Genomic DNA, 17,316 nt, shown 5'->3' on the forward strand with positions numbered 1-17,316 from the left:
TTGACGGAGAAAGGCCAGAAGTTCTCTTGTTCACTGATGACCGCTTCAGCCCTTGATATTAAAGCACTTACGGAAATGGCGGCATGAAAAACACGCATAAAAAACAAGAAATTGATGGATAGTAGTACAAAGAAAAACCTACAAAAAATGTCATTGCGAGGAGTGGAGCGACGAAGCAATCTCTTGTTCCCAAAAGACTTAAGATTGCTTCGCTGTAGCTCGCAATGACGGTATCAATGTAGATATTTTAATGAAACGTTATACTAGTAATAATATATCCCCTGATATGCTGGTTTGATATGTTAAAAACATGAATAAAATAGAACAAATATTCGATGACTATCGCATGATAGCAATTATCATCTATGCTGAATATGAAAAAGAGGGCATTGAATTCTTAACGCCTGATAATTTCTCACAGCAGCTTGCATATATGAAACGTCCTGCCGGATATACAATTCAGGCGCATATCCATAAACCCGTTCCAAGAAATGTTAAATATACGCAGGAAACCTTGTTTATAAAAAAGGGCAAGGTTAAGATAAATTTCTACAATGAAGAAAAACAATATCTGGATTGCAGGACATTAAAAGCAGGCGATGTAATCCTGCTTGTCTCAGGCGGCCATGATTTTTTGATGCTTGAAGATACAGAAATGATTGAGGTTAAACAGGGACCCTACGCTGGTGAAGAGGATAAGGAGAGGTTTTAAGAGATAAAGATTGAGATTGAGGTTGAGGAATGTATAAAAGTTTCAGGGAAATGCCTATATGGAGTGAGGCAATGGAGATGGCAGAATCAGTTCTCCGGCTAACGGAATCTCTTCCAAAGAAAGAGGATTATGGTCTAACTGGGTGCATTCCCGATTTTTTGTGACTTCCGCCATGTTTTAATAAAACGTACAGTAGTGTTAACCCTGACAGGGTTTCAAACCCTGTCAGGGTTGTTTTGCCTCAACTCCATGAACACTTACAAAAAATCGGGAATGCTCCCGTCTAACTTCTCAAATACGACGGGCAGCTTTAAGTATCCCCGCAAACATTGCAGAGGCATTTGGTCGGTATCATATAAACGACAAAATTAATTTCTATTATTTTTCCAGAGGTTCAGTAGCAGAGACGCAAAACCACCTGGGATATGGTTTGATAGTAAGATATTTTCACCAGGCAGATATAAGTATGATTGACCACAAGCTAAACAAATTATATGAATCTATTAATCGCCTCATCAAATCCCTAAAATCTCAACCTCAACCTCAACCTCAACCTCAACCTCAACCTGGATATACCAAACTATGATCCCCGTCAACGAACCACTGCTAACCGGCAATGAAAAGAAATACCTGGCAGAATGCATCGATACCGGCTGGATATCTTCGGAAGGGCCTTTTGTCCGCCAGTTTGAACAGGGTATTGCTGCGCGTGTATCCAGAAGGCATGGAATCGCCGTAAGCAACGGCTCTGTTGCGCTGGAGGCGGCGGTTGCAGCCCTCGGCATCGGAGAGGGAGATGAGGTTATTATACCCACCTTTACCATAATATCCTGTGCTGCTGCTGTCGTTCGTGCCGGTGCAATGCCAGTTTTGATAGACTCTGACCCCATTACCTGGAATATTGATGCGGAGAAACTCAAGATTAAGCTTAAGGATGAGATTGATAGGAAAGGGAACAAGAAAATAAAGGCGATTATGGTGGTTCATATCTACGGCCTTCCCGTGGATATGGAACCAATATTAGAACTGGCAGAAAAATACCGTCTCTTGATTATTGAAGATGCGGCAGAGATGCTAGGGCAAACATATAAGGGGCAGCCATGTGGCAGTTATGGCGATATAAGCACAATGAGTTTTTACCCTAACAAGCATGTAACCACCGGCGAAGGGGGAATGATTTTGACCGATAGTGACGCGTTAGCAGAGAAATGCCGCTCTTTGAGAAACCTCTGTTTTCTGGCTAAGAAAAGATTTGTTCATGAGGAACTTGGCTGGAATTTTCGAATGACCAATCTTCAGGCAGCCGTTGGAATAGCACAGATGGAACAACTGGATGTGTTTGTTATAAAAAAACGCAAAATGGGACAAAAATACACCGAACTTCTATCCGACATTAAATCAATTGACCTGCCGGTACAAAAAACGGATTATGCAGAAAACATCTATTGGGTTTATGGCATTGTGCTAAAAGACGAAATCCCTTTTGACGCAGAAGAAGCCATGAAACGATTGGGTGAGAAAGGCATCGGTACCCGTCCGTTTTTCTGGCCGATGCATGAACAGCCGGTATTCAAAAAGATGGGGTTCTTTAAAGGAGAATCTCATCCAGTTGCTGAAAGGATTTCCCGCCGTGGATTTTATATCCCCAGCGGTCTTGCCTTAACGGATAACCAAATAAATGAAGTTTCCCGGGCGCTACACGAGGTGCTGGCATGAAGGTTTTTGATAAATACTCCGAGTATTATGATATTCTCTATAACGACAAAGATTATGCTTCCGAGGCGGGTTTTATTGATACTATCATTAAAAAATACCGGCCAAATGCAAAATCAATCCTGAATCTCGGGTGCGGCACGGGAACCCATGATTTTCTCTTAGCACAAAAAGGATACGATATTACCGGCATAGACTGTTCCGGATCTAACATCAAAAAAGCGAACTCAAAACTTACAGATATCGATAAATTTAAAAATTGCCTGGAGTTCCATGAAGGTGATGTTCGCATCTACAGAGCAAATAAAACCTATGACATTGTTATTTCGCTGTTTCATGTAATCAGTTACCAAATTACTAATGCGGACTTGAAATCTGTTTTTGAAACTGTAAAGATACATCTGAATAATAATGGGCTTTTTATTTTTGATTGTTGGTACGGACCTGCAGTATTGCATGTGCGACCTGAAACGAGAATTAAGCGAGTAGAGAGTAAAGATACCAGAATAATCAGGATTGCAGAACCGGAAATATTTCCAAACGAGAATAAGGTGCATGTAAAGTATCACGTATTCGTCATTGACAAAGTTACCAATAATGTTACTGAAATCAGGGAAACCCACCCTATGCGGTATTTATTTAAGCCGGAGATAGATGAATTAGTATCTGTTTCAGGATTAAACACTTTAGAATGTGCCGAATGGATGACGGACAATCCTTTAGGTTTAAATACATGGAAGGCTTATTTTGTCGCTACAAAGCAAATGGCGGTTGCTAAATGAAACCGCGTCAGGAAAAAAATAACAAATCCTTGCCACCCATCCTTGTCTATCAAATGGGCAAAGTAGGCTCCACAGCAATTTTGAAGTCATTGCAGAGACTGAATCTTTATAACAGAGTTTACCACGCACATTTTTTGTCAAAAAGCGGGATAAAGAGTGTGGAAGATTACTACCGAAGCCTTCCATATATAGAAGTTCCTAACCATATTTACGAATCGAAACAGATATGTATCGAGATTGAAAATTCCACACGAGAGCAGAAATGGAAAGTTATTACCCTTGTTAGAGATCCCATAGCCAGGGATATATCTGATCTATTTCAAAACATAGAGCGCGATTTCCCACAAATTAGAACACTTGATAGTAAAAATGCCCTGATAGAAATTAAAACATATTTATACAACATGATCATTAAATTTGACGAATCAACTGATTATGCCTGCAGTTGGTTTGACAAAGAGATCAAGGAAGTATTCGGATTTGACGTCTATTCACATGACTTTAGCAAGACGAATGGTTATCAAATATTTCAAACGGAAAAGGCAGATATTCTTGTCATTAAGTTGGAGAAATTATCTGAAATTCACAAGGAAGCTTTTCGGCAGTTTTTAGACATACATGATTTTACTATCGTAAAAGAAAATATAGGGTCAGATAAGTGGTATAACGAATACTACAAAGAAGTAGTAAATTCATTGCGTATCCCTGGACAGATAGTTGATAAAATATACGATTCCAGGTATTCAAAACATTTTTATACGGAGGGGGAGTTGTCTTCCTTTAAAGAAAAATGGTCCGGCAAGTCTTTTTACAATAAAAAAGACAAAAAAATATTGATTGTCCACCCGGAAGGAAACTTGCACAACAACCCTAATCTGAGCGGAATTGTGGAAATTCTATGTGAAAACGGTTGCAGTGCAGATGTTTTTTCTCTGAAGCATGAAACGATTGCTCAGAAGGCTCTGTGCTATGGATCACAGATGTTCCTTTTCGATGGGACACGAGATAGTACCGCTGGAGTATGCTTATTGGCTTCAAAAGTGTTTTTTTCCCCGCAAGAATTAGCACTACATGTACGAAGTGTTTACAAGGACTATGATCTCGTGGTTGGGGTTGACCGTGGTATTATTGAAGCTTCAATTATCGCTAGTGCACTGGAAGTTCCTTGTGGGTTGATCTCTTATGAAATATTTTTTGCTGATGAAGCCGGTGTGCAATTCAAACAGACTGAAATACACGCGTGTCAGAATATTTCTTTTGCTATCTGTCAGGATGAGATTCGCTCCGCTCAATTATCGAAGGAAAACAGGATTCCACTGGAAAAAATAATTAACATTCCGGTTGCCGGACGTGCCGTAAAACGCGGTGAAAGGTGTTGGTATTTTCACGATAAATTCGGAATAGACCACAGAAAGAAAATAGCCCTTTTGGCGGGTAGTATTGATAAATGGACAATGGCGGAAGAACTTATAGAAAGCGTTTCACGCTGGGATCCTGAGTGGGTGCTGGTTTTGCACAATCGTTACGGACTTGATGGTGGAGTGCATACCATATACGAACGCTACAAAAACAAACCAAATATTTACTTTTCGTTTGACCCTGTTAAATTAGTGCAAGATATGCATATATTATTACATTCCTGCGATTTAGGCATAGCGCTCTACAGAGCAACCAAACAAGGTATTTTTACCGGTAATAATCTAACTTACCTCGGAATGGCATCCGGTAAGATAGCTACATATCTTCAGCATGGCTTGCCGTTGCTTATCAATGAGATTGGCGAAATGAGCAGATACGTAGAGTCGTATGGTCTTGGTATATCGCTTAAAAGTGGCGATGGTATAAACCCAGGAGCCTTGTGCGAAGCCCCTTTTGCATACAAAGAACGATGCTATGGCTTTTTTGAAAACAAATTAGATTTGAATAAAACGATTCATCCATTCCTTGATAAGATGAATTCTTTGTTGAGAAAATGGCAAAGTGATAGTTCCTACGGGAAAGCAGGACAGGTGTCATCGGCTGACGTGTTGAGTATCAGCACGGAAAAATCTTTGGAATTTCTTAATTTACTAGTCAAACAAGAATTGCAAGACGGTAATATACAGAAAGCTAAGGAACTATTGTCGAAAATTCTTAATCAGTTACCGGACAATATAAAAGCGCTTAATAATCTTGCAGTTATTGAAATCCTTGAAAAGAATTGGGATGCGGCAACAGAAGCCTTAAGAAAGGTTTTATATCTTGACCCTTCCAACAAGGTTGCGCTGGAAAATACTAAACAATTGGAAAGACACCTTGTTTTATACAAGGCAGTTTTAGAAGCAGAAAAATTAGTAGGACAAAAGCAATATGCTGAAGCATATAAGATATTGGAAAAGGTTTTAGAAATTGACAAGAATTCCGTGGATGCCTTGAATGCTATTGCTAAAATCAGAATTGCAAGAAACGATTTTGAAGTCGCCGGAAAGGTGTTAACCAAGGTATTACAATTACATCCGGCAAATAAAACTGCTATTGAAAGCCTCGAATACATAAAGAAACAAGTGAACGTTAAAGATCACGCACCGTTGCCAGCGGGGGCGACTGCACTTGGAACTACTGCCGTTACGACTGAAGCTTGTTCTGGAATATCCGGAAGAACAGAGGCAGATTTTCAACATCTATTAGAAATGCTTAATCTTCAAGCCAAACAAGCATTGCAAGAGGGTAATGCTAAAAAGGCAAAAGAACTATTAGCAAAAGTTCTTAACCAGTCACCAAATAATGTAAAAGCACTTAACAATTTTGCAGTAACGGAAATTCTTGAAAAAAATTGGGAATCAGCACGAGAAGTTTTACAAAAAATTCTTGAACTTGATCCTTCTAATAATGTTGCACTTGAGAATGTTAAATATTTAGAAAATCAGGTATCTTTACATAAATTATTTTTAGAAGCTGAGAAACTAATTGAACAGAAGGAATATTCGAATGCACGTGAGATATTGAAAAATATCTTAGAGATCGATGATAGGCACATTGATGCACTTAATGATCTTGCGGTTATAGAAATCTCAGAAAATAACCTATTTAACGCAAGAGAAATTTTAAACAAAGTTTTAAGGAATGATTCTAACAATCAAATTGCAAAGGAGAACTTGGAATATCTTGAGCAACTAATCCATGTATCAGAAGAGAAAAGTTCAGATATTAAAGTTTCTGCAATAGTATCGACATACAATTCCGAACGATTTATCCGTGGTTGTTTAGAGGATTTGACAAATCAAACATCATACAAGAAGGGTGCACTGGAAATTATTGTGATAGACAGTTGTTCACCGCAAAATGAACAAGCTATTGTTGATGAGTTTCAAAAATCATACAGGGACATTGTTTATATACGGACTGAAAAACGGGAAACCATTTATGCCGCCTGGAACCGGGCAATCAAAATTGCCAAAGGAGAATATATCACTAATGCCAATACGGATGACCGCCACCGCAAGGATGGTTTGGAAATTTTAGCAAATGAATTGGATGAAAACCCTGATGTTGTATTGGTATACGGGAATCAAATTATTACCGAAACAGAAAATGAGACCTTTGAACACCACAAACCAGTTGGTGTCTTCCAATGGCCAGATTTCAACAGAAATTATTTGTTAAAAGTATGCAGCATTGGACCACAACCGATGTGGAGAAAGTTAGTTCATAGTGAGTTTGGCTATTTTGATGATATATTCCAGGTCGCCGGAGACTATGAATTTTGGTTAAGAATTTCCCAAAAATATCATTTTAAACATATTCCTGAATATCTGGGATTATATCTAAGATCTCCACAAAGTGCAGAATATAGAAACCAGGAACTAACCCAACAAGAAACACTTGTTATTCAAGAAAAATATAAAAAGTTAAAGGATATCCAAGAGAAACCCATCGCGAAGTTACCATTAGTCAGCATCATTATTCCCACTTACAACAGACCAGGCACCCTGAAGATTGCACTGGAGAGTATTGTCGCACAAACGTACAAGTTTATTGAAACCATTGTAGTTAACGACGCCGGAATAGATGTGCTAAATGTCATTGATACATTCAGGGATCGATTATCTATCAAATATTTCGTTCACAATATAAATAAAGATCGCTCTGCTGCAAGAAATACTGCAATAAAACATGCTTCTGGTAAATATATTGCGTATCTTGATGATGATGATATTTTTTATCCCGACCATATTGAAACACTGGTCAGCTTTCTGGAAACAAACAATACTTATAAAGTTGCTTATACAGATGCTTACAGGGCATTTCAAGAGAAGGAACACGGAAAATATATAACAAAAAACAAAGAGATACCTTATTCTTTTGACTTTGACTATGATCGTATCCTTACGGGTAATTTTATACCGACGCCCTGTATTATGCATTATAAATCGTGCATTGACGTTGTAGGAATATTTGATGAAACGCTTGGTGCTCACGAGGACTGGGATTTATGGATAAGGATGTCAACAAAATTCCAATTTGCGCATATCAGGAAAATTACCTGTGAATATTCCTGGAGGGAAGATGGCTCGTCAACCACATTCGGTAGAAAAGAGGTAATGGATTATACAAGAAATGTTGTTTTACAACGGGGAATAAAAATTTACCGGGAAAAACAAATTAGAGGACTATTTAATAGAGCGGAAGCTTCATTTCAAAGTGGTGCTTACAACGAAGCGATTGATGCATATAAAAAAGCCATCGAAACAAGCCCTTCTCCCAAGCAACAATTACCGCCGGAAGAAACTTCCCGCCTTTATGACGCATACTACAATCTTGCCCTTTCATACATAAATACCCAAAAGGTAGACGATGCCATTGCTGCTTTCCGAAAGGCAGTTGAATTACACAATGCTGACGCCACTATTTATAACAATTTGGGCGTTTTGTATTTCAGGAAAAGAATGCATGATGATGCAAGGCACTGCTTTGAAAAGGCATTGGCAATAGACGTTGATTACGCAGAGGCGCAACAAAATCTTGAAAAAATATCCAGCCTGAAAATTTCATAACACTGGTATACCGCAGAGAAGACGGAGAACGCAAAAGACATGGACAGACTTATGGCTGACAATGTGAAATATTATGACATACACAGAGCTGACGGGCCGCGCCGTATATTTCACCATGCACCCGATGTCTTTAAGGAAAATAAACAATCAAATATCTGACGCGTCTCAGGAGCCGATAGTATCAGATAGACAAATTTGTGAAGGGGTGCATTCCCGATTTTTTGTAACCGTTTGTGTGATTGGGGCAAAACAACGCTGCAAGGGATGTGGCAAGCCTGTCCCCCGCTGGCGGGGGATTAAGGGGGTGGAATTGTCTGCGGAGGAAATCTGGAAGGTTTATAACATGAATAGCCATAAGTTTTTCTTCTAATTCCTAAGCTTTGCGTGGAAATGCATGTCACGAAACAGGATAAAATTGTCCATTTGACCCGTGTGCGGAGCGTAGGAAAGAGGGGCAAGTTTGTTTTCATAATAAAGGGGTAGTTGAATCGATGGAGAAATCCAGTCCACCCCCTGAACCCCCGCCAGCGGGGGACATTGTTTGAACAACAGGAGCATTCCCGATTTTTTGGTTAACTAATTGTACATTGTAACACAAGCATCCTGCTTGTGGCATTTTGCCCTCAAGCTGGAAGCTTGAGTTACTATTCTCTCCCCCTGCTAAATGACATTTTTACAAAAAATCGGGAATGCTCCCCCCTTGATTAGGAGACAGAGTGCATGGGCTCCATCCGTTACCATTAAAAAAATATATGACCGTGTTGTTGCATCTTTTCTCTTCGCTATTTAAAGTGTTAGGCATACTGCCTTGTTCTTTATGAAAGGCAATATCACGGAAGGTGGCTAAATTAACAGAACACTCGCATAATGCCCCTATTCGTGCCAATTTTCAGTGCTGCATACTTTCTTCATTGAGATATGCCCGTTATTTTTCAATAAGGGCCAATTGGTAAAAGGAAGGTACAGAAAAAAGCGTTTTTATTTTTTGAAGGCGTGTATTAATAAACTGTTGTAAAGATTCACCCCGCTAGAGTCCGCTAATATTCATCGTCATAAGAAATTCGGCATTTGTTTTTGTTTTTGAAAGCCTGTTCTTTAATAATTCCATAGCTTCTATAGGATTCATTTCGTTAAGCACCTTTCTGAGTATCCAGATGCGTTTAATTTCGTCTGCATTAACAATTAACTCTTCTTTGCGGGTACCTGAACGGGTAATATCAATTGCGGGAAACAGTCTGCGGTCTGCCAGCTTCCTGTCAAGATGAAGCTCCATATTGCCAGTGCCCTTGAACTCTTCAAAAATAACCTCATCCATCCTGCTTCCCGTATCAACAAGTGCGGTTGCAATGATGGTAAGGCTGCCGCCTTCTTCAATGTTTCTTGCAGCCCCGAAAAACCTTTTAGGTTTCTGAAGGGCACTTGCATCCACACCGCCGGACAGTATTTTGCCACTGTGGGGAATCTCTGTGTTGTATGCCCTTGCCAGTCTTGTGATGGAATCGAGCAGCACAACAACGTCTTTGCCATATTCCACCATGCGTTTTGCCTTTTCTATTACCATTTCCGCAACCTGAATATGCCTGCTTGCCGGCTCATCGAAGGTAGATCCTATAACCTCCGCATCAACCGACCTGTCCATATCCGTAACTTCTTCCGGCCTTTCATCGATGAGCAGGATAATCAAATACGCTTCGGGATGGTTTTTTGTAATACTATTTGCTACTTTTTGAAGCAACACTGTTTTCCCCGTGCGTGGAGGCGCTACGATTAAACCCCTCTGGCCTTTGCCGATAGGCGTAACAAAATCCATAATTCTTGTCTCAAGTTCAGCAGGATCTTTTTCTAAAAAAAGCCTTTCAGTTGGGTGAAGGGGAGTCAGGTCATCAAAAACAATCTTATCTCCCATCATTTCCGGATTTTCAAAATTTATTGCCTCAACACGCAACAATGCAAAATACCGTTCTGAATCCTTTGGTGGCCTTATTTGCCCTGATACAACAGCGCCGGTACGAATGCCAAAACGGCGTATTTGCGAAGGCGAAATGTAGATGTCGTCCGGGCAAGGCAGGTAATTATAGTCAGGTGAACGGAGAAAACCAAAACCCTCCGGAAGCACCTCCACTACGCCTTCTCCGTACATCAGACCATTTTGATTGACTCTTTCCTTCAGGATTTTAAAGATCAGTTCCTGCTTCTTTAATCCCGTGTATTCTTTAAGCCCTTCCTTCTTGGCGATATCCTGTAATTCCTTGATTGTTTTCTTTTGCAGTTCTGTTATGTGCATTTTGCCGCGTTTGATTTCCTCATATTTTTCATTTGTTTCTTTATCTATTACTTCTATTTCTTTTTTACTGTCCAAGACCATATTCATTGTCTCCTTACCTTTCATAACTATTTATCCTCTATATAAAGTTGCCAGAATTTTTTGACTTGCAGAAATGTATTATCGACCGAGAAATTATTATCAATAATATAATCCGCCTTGTTTTTCTTCTCTTGCAGATCCATCTGGAAAGATTCTCTTTTTTCCAATTCTCCTTTGCTCCAGTGCCTGCTGATTTGACTTCGCTTTATCCGTTGGTCTTTGCCGGTATTTACAAATACCACATAATCACATACCATTGAAAGCCCCGATTCTTCTAATAAAGCAGCATCGATAACGATAGCATGCTTTTTGCCGCGATGTATTATGTCGTCAATTTTTGCATAGATTTGTTTTATAATAATGGGATGCAATATCGAGCATAAAGTATCCAAACCGGCCTTATCCCTGAATACGATCTCTGCCAGTTGTCTGCGGTCTATTCCGCCATAGCCATTTTTCACCGTATTGCCATATGTTTCTATTATATTTTTTTTAATCTCATCTCTTAAAAGCAGTGTATGGCACATCTCATCGGCATCGATGTGTGCCGCTCCCAGCGAAGCCAGCATCCGGGCAATGGCACTTTTTCCGCTGGCGATGCCTCCTGTTATGCCAATAATTTTTGGTCTGTTGCGCACTATGTTTCCATCCAGTTTTTCCCCGTCTTGATATTCACCTTAACGGGAACCCTGAGCGTTACGGCATGCCCCATTTCTTCCTGCACCATTATACGAGTCTGCTCCAGCGCCTGTACCCCTACTTCAAAAAGCAGTTCATCATGTATTTGCAGCAGCATGCGTGCTTCATAATCCCCGCATTTCAATTTTGAATAAATATTGTTCATTGCAACCTTTATCAAATCAGCGGCGGAGCCTTGAATTATCGTGTTTATGGCAATACGCTCCGCGAGGTTTCTGAACCGTTTATTCTTTGCATTAATATCGGGAATGGCACGTTTTCTATTAAAAAGTGTTTTTACATATCCCATTTCTTTCGCCTCTTCGACTACCTTATCCCTGAATTCCCGCACCCCCTGATACAAAGTAAAATATGCATCGATAAAATCTTTTGCATCATTTAATGAAAGACCGGTATCCCGTGAAAGCCCATATTCATTAAGTCCGTAAATAATGCCAAAGTTTATCGCTTTCGCATTGCGCCGCATTTCTGTCGTTACGTTTTCCAGAGGAACATGATAAATGGAGGACGCCACCGCAGCGTGAATATCCAAATCTTCCCTGAACGCCTCCATCAGCGCCGTATCTTCAGAAAAATGTGCAAGTATCCTTAACTCGATTTGCGAATAATCCGCCGACAAGAACACTGCGTTTTTTCCGGATGGAATAAACGCCCTGCGAATTTGTTTGCCAATATCTGTTTTGACCGGAATATTCTGAAGATTTGGATTACTGCTGCTGAGGCGGCCAGTTGACGTCACTGTTTGATTAAAGGTCGTATGGATTTTCCCTGTATCCTGATTTAAGAGATTCGGCAAGGCGTCTGCATACGTGCTTTTAAGCTTCGCAAGCTGCCGGTATTCCAGCGCCAGTTTTGGCAATGGATGACGCCATGCAAGGGAAGCCAGCACGTTTGCATCTGTTGATACGCCTGTTTTTGTGCGCCTTAATTTTGGTAATTGGAATTTATCAAAAAGGATTGCCCCCAATTGTTTGTGAGAACTGATATTAAACTCCTGCTCTGCAACACGATAGATTTCTTTTTCCAGACACTGCAATTGTGCCGCTAAATCACCGGACATCTGCCGAAGAAAGTCTGCATTAATACAGATGCCATTCCCCTCCATTTCCGCCAACACATAAATCAGAGGAATCTCTATTTCCTGAAAAAGCTGCCATAATCCTTCTTTCTTTAATAACGGCGACATTGTTTCCGCCAGGCGAAATGTTATGTCGGCGTCCTGGCAGGCATATTGGCATACCTTATCTACCGGCACTTTATCCATCGTTATCTGCTGTTTGCCGGAACCGATTAATTCAGCGATCATTATTGTTTTGTAAGATAAGTATTCAAAGGCAATGTCATCAAGATTGTGGTTTCTTTTCGCCGGATTGAGCAGATAAGAAGCAATCATTGAATCAAAATAAATGCCTTTTAACCCGATGTTGTGTTTTTTCAGCACAAGCAAATCATATTTGATATTTTGTCCTATTTTCTTTTTACTTTCGTCTTCCAGGACTTTTCTTATTTCAGGAAGAACAATATCCGCCGTTAAATGCCTTGTGTTTTCAGGCGCCATCAAAGGCACATAATATGCTTCCTTCTGTTCCCATGAAAAAGAAAGTCCGACAATGTGTGCTTTAAGGGGATCGGTACCGGTTGTTTCCAAATCTATTGCAAAGGCGTCTTTTTTGCTTATCTGCTCAAGAAACCCGTGAAATTGTTCAATAGTATTTATGAGATAATAATGTGTCGCCTCTGTATTTGCAGTAGCTACCATATCGGAGAGAAGGGTATTGAATCCAAAAGATCGAAATAATTTCCTGAGTTTTATATTCTCTCCGGTGGACAGTCTGCAGGATTCCATATCCACCGTGAGGGGGATATCGTTATAAAGATCCAGCAGTTCCCTGGAGAACCTGGCCTGGTCGGCAAATGTCCGCAGGTTTTCCTGTCTTTTTTTCCCGGAAATATGACCAACATTGGCAAGTACGGATTCCAGCGACCCCCATTTTTTGATAAGATCGAGGGCGGTTTTATTACCAATACCAGGAACACCGGGAATATTATCAGAAACATCTCCCGCAAGTGCCAGCACATCAACCACCTGATTCGGCATAATGCCCTTTTGCGTAAATAGCACGTCCGAATCAATAATCTCCCCTTTTTTTGCGTGCAGTATTTTTACCTTCGGCCCGATTAATTGCTCCAAATCCTTGTCCGAGGTGACAATTACCACTTCTATTTCTTCTTTTTCCAGTACGGTTACTAACGACCCAATCACATCGTCCGCTTCATACCCCTTTGCCGCGTAAACCGGAATGCCAAACGCTCTGACAACTTTATAAATCAAAGGGATCTGAACTTGCAAATCTTCCGGTGTTTCCTTGCGGGTTGCTTTGTAGTCACTATATTTTTGATGTCGGTTTGTAGTATATTTTGTGTCAAATACCAGCGCCAAATAGTCAGGACGTTGTTCCCGCAGCAATTTCAGCAACATCCTTGTAAAACCATATACTGCGTTTGCCGGTGTGCCGTCAGGCGTTGTCAGCTTTGCCGTAATAGCATAAAACGCCTGATAACAATGAGAATGGCCATCGATGATAAAAAACCGTTCCGGCATTTTGGGTTAGTATTGTAATTTGGTTCTACTATGCAAAACCGTGTGTGTCATGTTACATAAAGAATGCTATTGGCATTTTACAACTATATGACAGACAGGGTGATTGCGCTGGTAAGGTAAATAAAGAGGATATGTTGTATGTTATTTACAATCAGGTCTCTAAAAAGTGGAAAAGGAATAGCTTGTTCAATAAAACAACTGTGGTATTAAAAAACAGTTTTCGTATGGAAAAAAACGGAAAATGCACAGACTGGAAAAAAGGATTTGATTTACCGCTATGCAAAAATTGGATGGAATACTTTCTGAAACGTAATTACAAAAAATGTTACCATGTATAAATGTTTTGTCAAGTCAAATATGCAAAATCAACACCGCATTTACCAAGGTTTCTTGGAGTTTTGCTATACACGTTAATTTTTAAAAAAACGGCCATCGATTTACCTACAGCGGTTTTTTTCATTTTCTCTGCAAGGTTTGTTTTAAAATAGATACGTTCATCCATGCTGGGCGTAAACAAGTAAATATTGTAACATTTTAGCTTTTTGAAAAATTCACGGTATAGAAAAAATACCATGTAGCCCCGTTAGGGGCGGTCTTGTTTGTAGCACAATAAAATTCAATAGAGTAAATAGCTCCGTAGGAGCGGCCTGTATATGATTGACAGGAAGACAGGCCGCTCCTGATTATAGAGACAGGTTTCAAACCTGTCTCTACGATCTACTTATCGGTAATACGTTTTTTTTAAACCAAAGTGTTACATACCTTTATATTGTAGATTTGAAAATTGGACAGCATTTTTGGAAAAAATCATTTGCATTGTTGTCTCGGCCATCCGGAAGGTGGCAATGTGCCAGTGTATTTTTTAAAATACTGTGTAATTTTTTCGTGAGATTCATAGCCAGGTTCTTTTATATCTTCTGTCCGTGTCATTACAAGATAGTTATTTTTAAATTCTATTGATGTTGACCATGTGGTAACATTGCCGTCTTCCGCATCTGTTCCCTCCCAAAAAGAACCGATAAGTCTACTACCGGAGATTTTATAAGCAATGGTATCGTCCACTTCGTAGCACTTTTTCTCATGAGTGTACCATTTTGCGGTATTACCATTAAACTGGAAAATTTCTTCATCAATCACATTGGTTTCTTTCCAGTCTTCCCGTTCTCCATCATCGATGTCATACCCTTCGACAATTTCTTTTTCCAACAACCATGTCCCTGACAACCCTGCTGATTCAGAAGAAGATGATTTGTTTTTTTCTTCACATCCGAATCCAAATAACAGGGTAAAAACAAATAACACAACAATTCCCCTATACTTTTTCATATTAGCCCCTTTCCCTGAATAGTACTTGTTAAGATTTATAAAAAACATATTACCTTATTTCTAAATTCGAAATAAATTCAAAATTTCAATTCTGCCCACCCTACCCTCGCCAGCAAAGGACATTCTCTCCCTCCGGAGGGGAATTGGGGCGCTTTGGAATTTGTTTCGTGCTTCATGCTTGTTTGGTTCTGGCTTGTCCAGCGTAAGAAGTTCAATATTTTTGTAGAGACGCATCGCATGCGTCTCTACATTAACATCAACAACAGAATAAAGTCGCTGCCAAAGGAATCCTAATTTATTTGGCGAATAGCGCTCTATGTATTTAATAGCCAAGTCACCCTACCGGGCAGGCAGGAACAATATAAAACGTGGGGGGTTCAGGTTGCAAACCAATGTCATTTAAGCAACCAGCCGCAAAAGTCCCCCTTAGAAAAGGGGAATAAAGGGGGTTGTTTTCAATCAAATAACCTTAACTTAATGACATTGGTTTGCAAACCTGAACCCGCCATGTGCATTTTTAATCTGTACTACTATCCATCAAATCCTTGTTTTTCTGCTAGTTTTTCAAAATGTACAACCGTAAGGCATTGATTAAATGAGTGTTACGTAAAATTTCTAGCATTGGGTTTTTTGGTAACACTTTAGTTTTTTGAAAAATGTATTACCTATAAGCTCCGTAGGAGCAGCCTGTTTGTAGCAAAATAGAATATTATAACAGATCGCAGAGGCAGGTTTGAAACCTGTCTCTGCAATTAGGAGCGACCTGTCTCTTGTAAATCCATATTAAACAGGTCTACCTGAATACGGACAGGCCGCTCCTACGGAGCTATTTACTCTATTGAATTTTATTGTGCTACAAACAGACCGCCCCTAACGGGGCTACATGGTATTTTTTCTATACCGTGAATTTTTCAAAAAGCTAAAATGTTACGTTTTTTGTCATTTTGAATTTGTTTGCAGCCAAAGGCTGCGCCAATTAATCTGTGGTTACTCCTTCATGCTTCGTTGTTCGTTATAATCTCTTACACAGAAAGGTTAATATGATTTCGCCAGGTATCTGATCAAATCTGTGCTGGTAATTATTCCGATAAGGTTGCGGTCGTCATCGATGACGGGGAGTGAGTGAAATAGCCCATTACTCAGAATATGTGCAGCTTTTCTCATCGAGTCCCTGATATTAATAGTAACTAAGTTTTTCTGCATAACCTGCTCTATGGTATATTGTTGGTCAATTAATTCATCAAGTAATTTAGTATTCGTTTTTGCGGATGCGATGTTGAGTTTTAACATATCGGTAGCGCTGATAAGACCCACAAGTTTTCGATCATTTACCACAGGGACATGATGAATTTGGTTTTCTGCCATCATTTTACGTACAGTACTCAGTTTTTGATCTATGGATACGGTGTGTACATTTGCCGTTATGACATGAGAAATTGGGTCAAGATTTTTCATCGTAATTATTTATAAAGATTCACAAATTAAGTAAGAGAAAAATGGTTTGTAGGTGAAAAAATGCTTTTTTCTGATAACTAACCAGCACAGGCCGGAACTAAACAAAGATTACAACAGAACACGTATATTAAAAAATCGTCATAAGTTTACTACTATCAATTAACCATTGTAAGAAGGCAATTACAATGTGTTTATCTTATATAAAAAATCCGGGTAAGGCAAACAAATCATTTCGTGTAAATGATTTGAGACCAGTATCATTGAGACTTTGGCTCCCAAAGGGAGACGGAAAGTGTTTCTTTTTTAGACAATTGAAGTCAAAATACTTTCTATCCATATCCCGACACCTGTTCCATCGATACAGGACGTTACGATTATATAGTAAAAAGCATTTATTTTTATAAAAATCTGTTTTTTTCTTGCATTTGAATTGTTTCTAGAGTATTAAATTCTGCATGAATCCATTTCTCAGTGAAAAAACCCGAATAGAATTTAAAAAAGCACATAAGAAAGAGCCTCATAGACGTCATGCCGACCGAATCAAAGCTATACTTCTTCTTGATTCAGGATGGAGTTATGAAGAAGTAGCAGAGGCGCTCTTGTTAGACGATCAAACAATCAGGAATTAC

11 protein-coding genes are annotated in these 17,316 nt (G+C 39.5%); 6 read left to right on the forward strand and 5 right to left on the reverse strand.

The window, feature by feature from the left end:
- The first annotated feature begins 310 nt into the window (after positions 1 to 310).
- The 6 genes from QZT26_RS10975 (at position 311) to QZT26_RS11000 (ending at position 8,610) form a co-directional block, all read left to right on the forward strand.
- A complete protein-coding gene (locus tag QZT26_RS10975) occupies positions 311 to 712 on the forward strand; it encodes a hypothetical protein (protein WP_099325197.1) in 402 nt (133 codons plus the stop codon).
- A gap of 29 nt (positions 713 to 741) precedes the next feature.
- Positions 742 to 876: a four helix bundle protein gene (locus tag QZT26_RS10980; protein ID WP_099325198.1), complete on the forward strand. Its 135-nt coding sequence runs from the start codon at positions 742 to 744 to the stop codon at positions 874 to 876.
- A gap of 418 nt (positions 877 to 1,294) precedes the next feature.
- On the forward strand, positions 1,295 to 2,428 hold the full coding sequence (locus tag QZT26_RS10985; RefSeq protein ID WP_099325199.1) for a DegT/DnrJ/EryC1/StrS family aminotransferase: 1,134 nt from the start codon (positions 1,295 to 1,297) through the stop codon (positions 2,426 to 2,428).
- A complete protein-coding gene (locus tag QZT26_RS10990) occupies positions 2,425 to 3,207 on the forward strand; it encodes a class I SAM-dependent methyltransferase (protein WP_099325200.1) in 783 nt (260 codons plus the stop codon). The genes QZT26_RS10985 and QZT26_RS10990 overlap by 4 nt, the downstream gene beginning before the upstream one ends.
- Positions 3,204 to 8,240, forward strand: coding sequence for a glycosyltransferase (locus QZT26_RS10995; protein ID WP_099325201.1), 5,037 nt, complete (start codon positions 3,204 to 3,206; stop codon positions 8,238 to 8,240). Before QZT26_RS10990 ends, QZT26_RS10995 begins: the two co-directional genes overlap by 4 nt.
- A 73-nt stretch (positions 8,241 to 8,313) precedes the next feature.
- On the forward strand, positions 8,314 to 8,610 hold the full coding sequence (locus QZT26_RS11000) for a hypothetical protein (RefSeq protein WP_295102134.1): 297 nt from the start codon (positions 8,314 to 8,316) through the stop codon (positions 8,608 to 8,610).
- Positions 8,611 to 9,267: 657 nt separating this feature from the next.
- On the opposite strand, the gene rho is transcribed toward QZT26_RS11000, so the two are convergent.
- From rho to QZT26_RS11025, 5 genes are all read right to left on the reverse strand, one after another.
- Complete coding sequence (gene rho / locus QZT26_RS11005) at positions 9,268 to 10,524, reverse strand: transcription termination factor Rho (protein WP_197705414.1); 1,257 nt, start codon at positions 10,522 to 10,524, stop codon at positions 9,268 to 9,270.
- 107 nt (positions 10,525 to 10,631) lie between these two features.
- The gene (gene coaE, locus QZT26_RS11010; protein ID WP_157820512.1) at positions 10,632 to 11,243 is read right to left on the reverse strand and encodes a dephospho-CoA kinase; all 612 of its coding nucleotides are present in this window, start codon (positions 11,241 to 11,243) and stop codon (positions 10,632 to 10,634) included.
- The gene (polA, locus tag QZT26_RS11015) at positions 11,243 to 13,906 is read right to left on the reverse strand and encodes a DNA polymerase I (protein WP_295102136.1); all 2,664 of its coding nucleotides are present in this window, start codon (positions 13,904 to 13,906) and stop codon (positions 11,243 to 11,245) included. Before polA ends, coaE begins: the two co-directional genes overlap by 1 nt.
- 807 nt (positions 13,907 to 14,713) lie before the next feature.
- Positions 14,714 to 15,232, reverse strand: coding sequence for a lipocalin family protein (locus QZT26_RS11020; RefSeq protein ID WP_295102139.1), 519 nt, complete (start codon positions 15,230 to 15,232; stop codon positions 14,714 to 14,716).
- Between the two features lie 1,035 nt (positions 15,233 to 16,267).
- The gene (locus QZT26_RS11025) at positions 16,268 to 16,687 is read right to left on the reverse strand and encodes a CBS domain-containing protein (RefSeq protein ID WP_099325207.1); all 420 of its coding nucleotides are present in this window, start codon (positions 16,685 to 16,687) and stop codon (positions 16,268 to 16,270) included.
- Between the last annotated feature and the right edge of the window lie 629 nt (positions 16,688 to 17,316).

This window comes from uncultured Candidatus Kuenenia sp., assembly GCF_900696675.1.
In the GTDB taxonomy this organism is placed as follows: domain Bacteria; phylum Planctomycetota; class Brocadiia; order Brocadiales; family Brocadiaceae; genus Kuenenia; species Kuenenia stuttgartiensis_A.

Excerpts from the sequence above, each read along its gene's own strand:
- QZT26_RS11020 (WP_295102139.1), bottom strand. The coding sequence starts at position 15,232 with ATGAAAAAGTATAGGGGAATTGTTGTGTTATTTGTTTTTACCCTGTTA.
- QZT26_RS10995 (WP_099325201.1), top strand. The coding sequence starts at position 3,204 with ATGAAACCGCGTCAGGAAAAAAATAACAAATCCTTGCCACCCATCCTT.
- QZT26_RS10975 (WP_099325197.1), top strand. The coding sequence starts at position 311 with ATGAATAAAATAGAACAAATATTCGATGACTATCGCATGATAGCAATT.
- QZT26_RS10985 (WP_099325199.1), top strand. The coding sequence starts at position 1,295 with ATGATCCCCGTCAACGAACCACTGCTAACCGGCAATGAAAAGAAATAC.
- polA (WP_295102136.1), bottom strand. The coding sequence starts at position 13,906 with ATGCCGGAACGGTTTTTTATCATCGATGGCCATTCTCATTGTTATCAG.
- QZT26_RS10990 (WP_099325200.1), top strand. The coding sequence starts at position 2,425 with ATGAAGGTTTTTGATAAATACTCCGAGTATTATGATATTCTCTATAAC.
- QZT26_RS10980 (WP_099325198.1), top strand. The coding sequence starts at position 742 with ATGTATAAAAGTTTCAGGGAAATGCCTATATGGAGTGAGGCAATGGAG.
- QZT26_RS11025 (WP_099325207.1), bottom strand. The coding sequence starts at position 16,687 with ATGAAAAATCTTGACCCAATTTCTCATGTCATAACGGCAAATGTACAC.
- QZT26_RS11000 (WP_295102134.1), top strand. The coding sequence starts at position 8,314 with ATGACATACACAGAGCTGACGGGCCGCGCCGTATATTTCACCATGCAC.
- rho (WP_197705414.1), bottom strand. The coding sequence starts at position 10,524 with ATGCACATAACAGAACTGCAAAAGAAAACAATCAAGGAATTACAGGAT.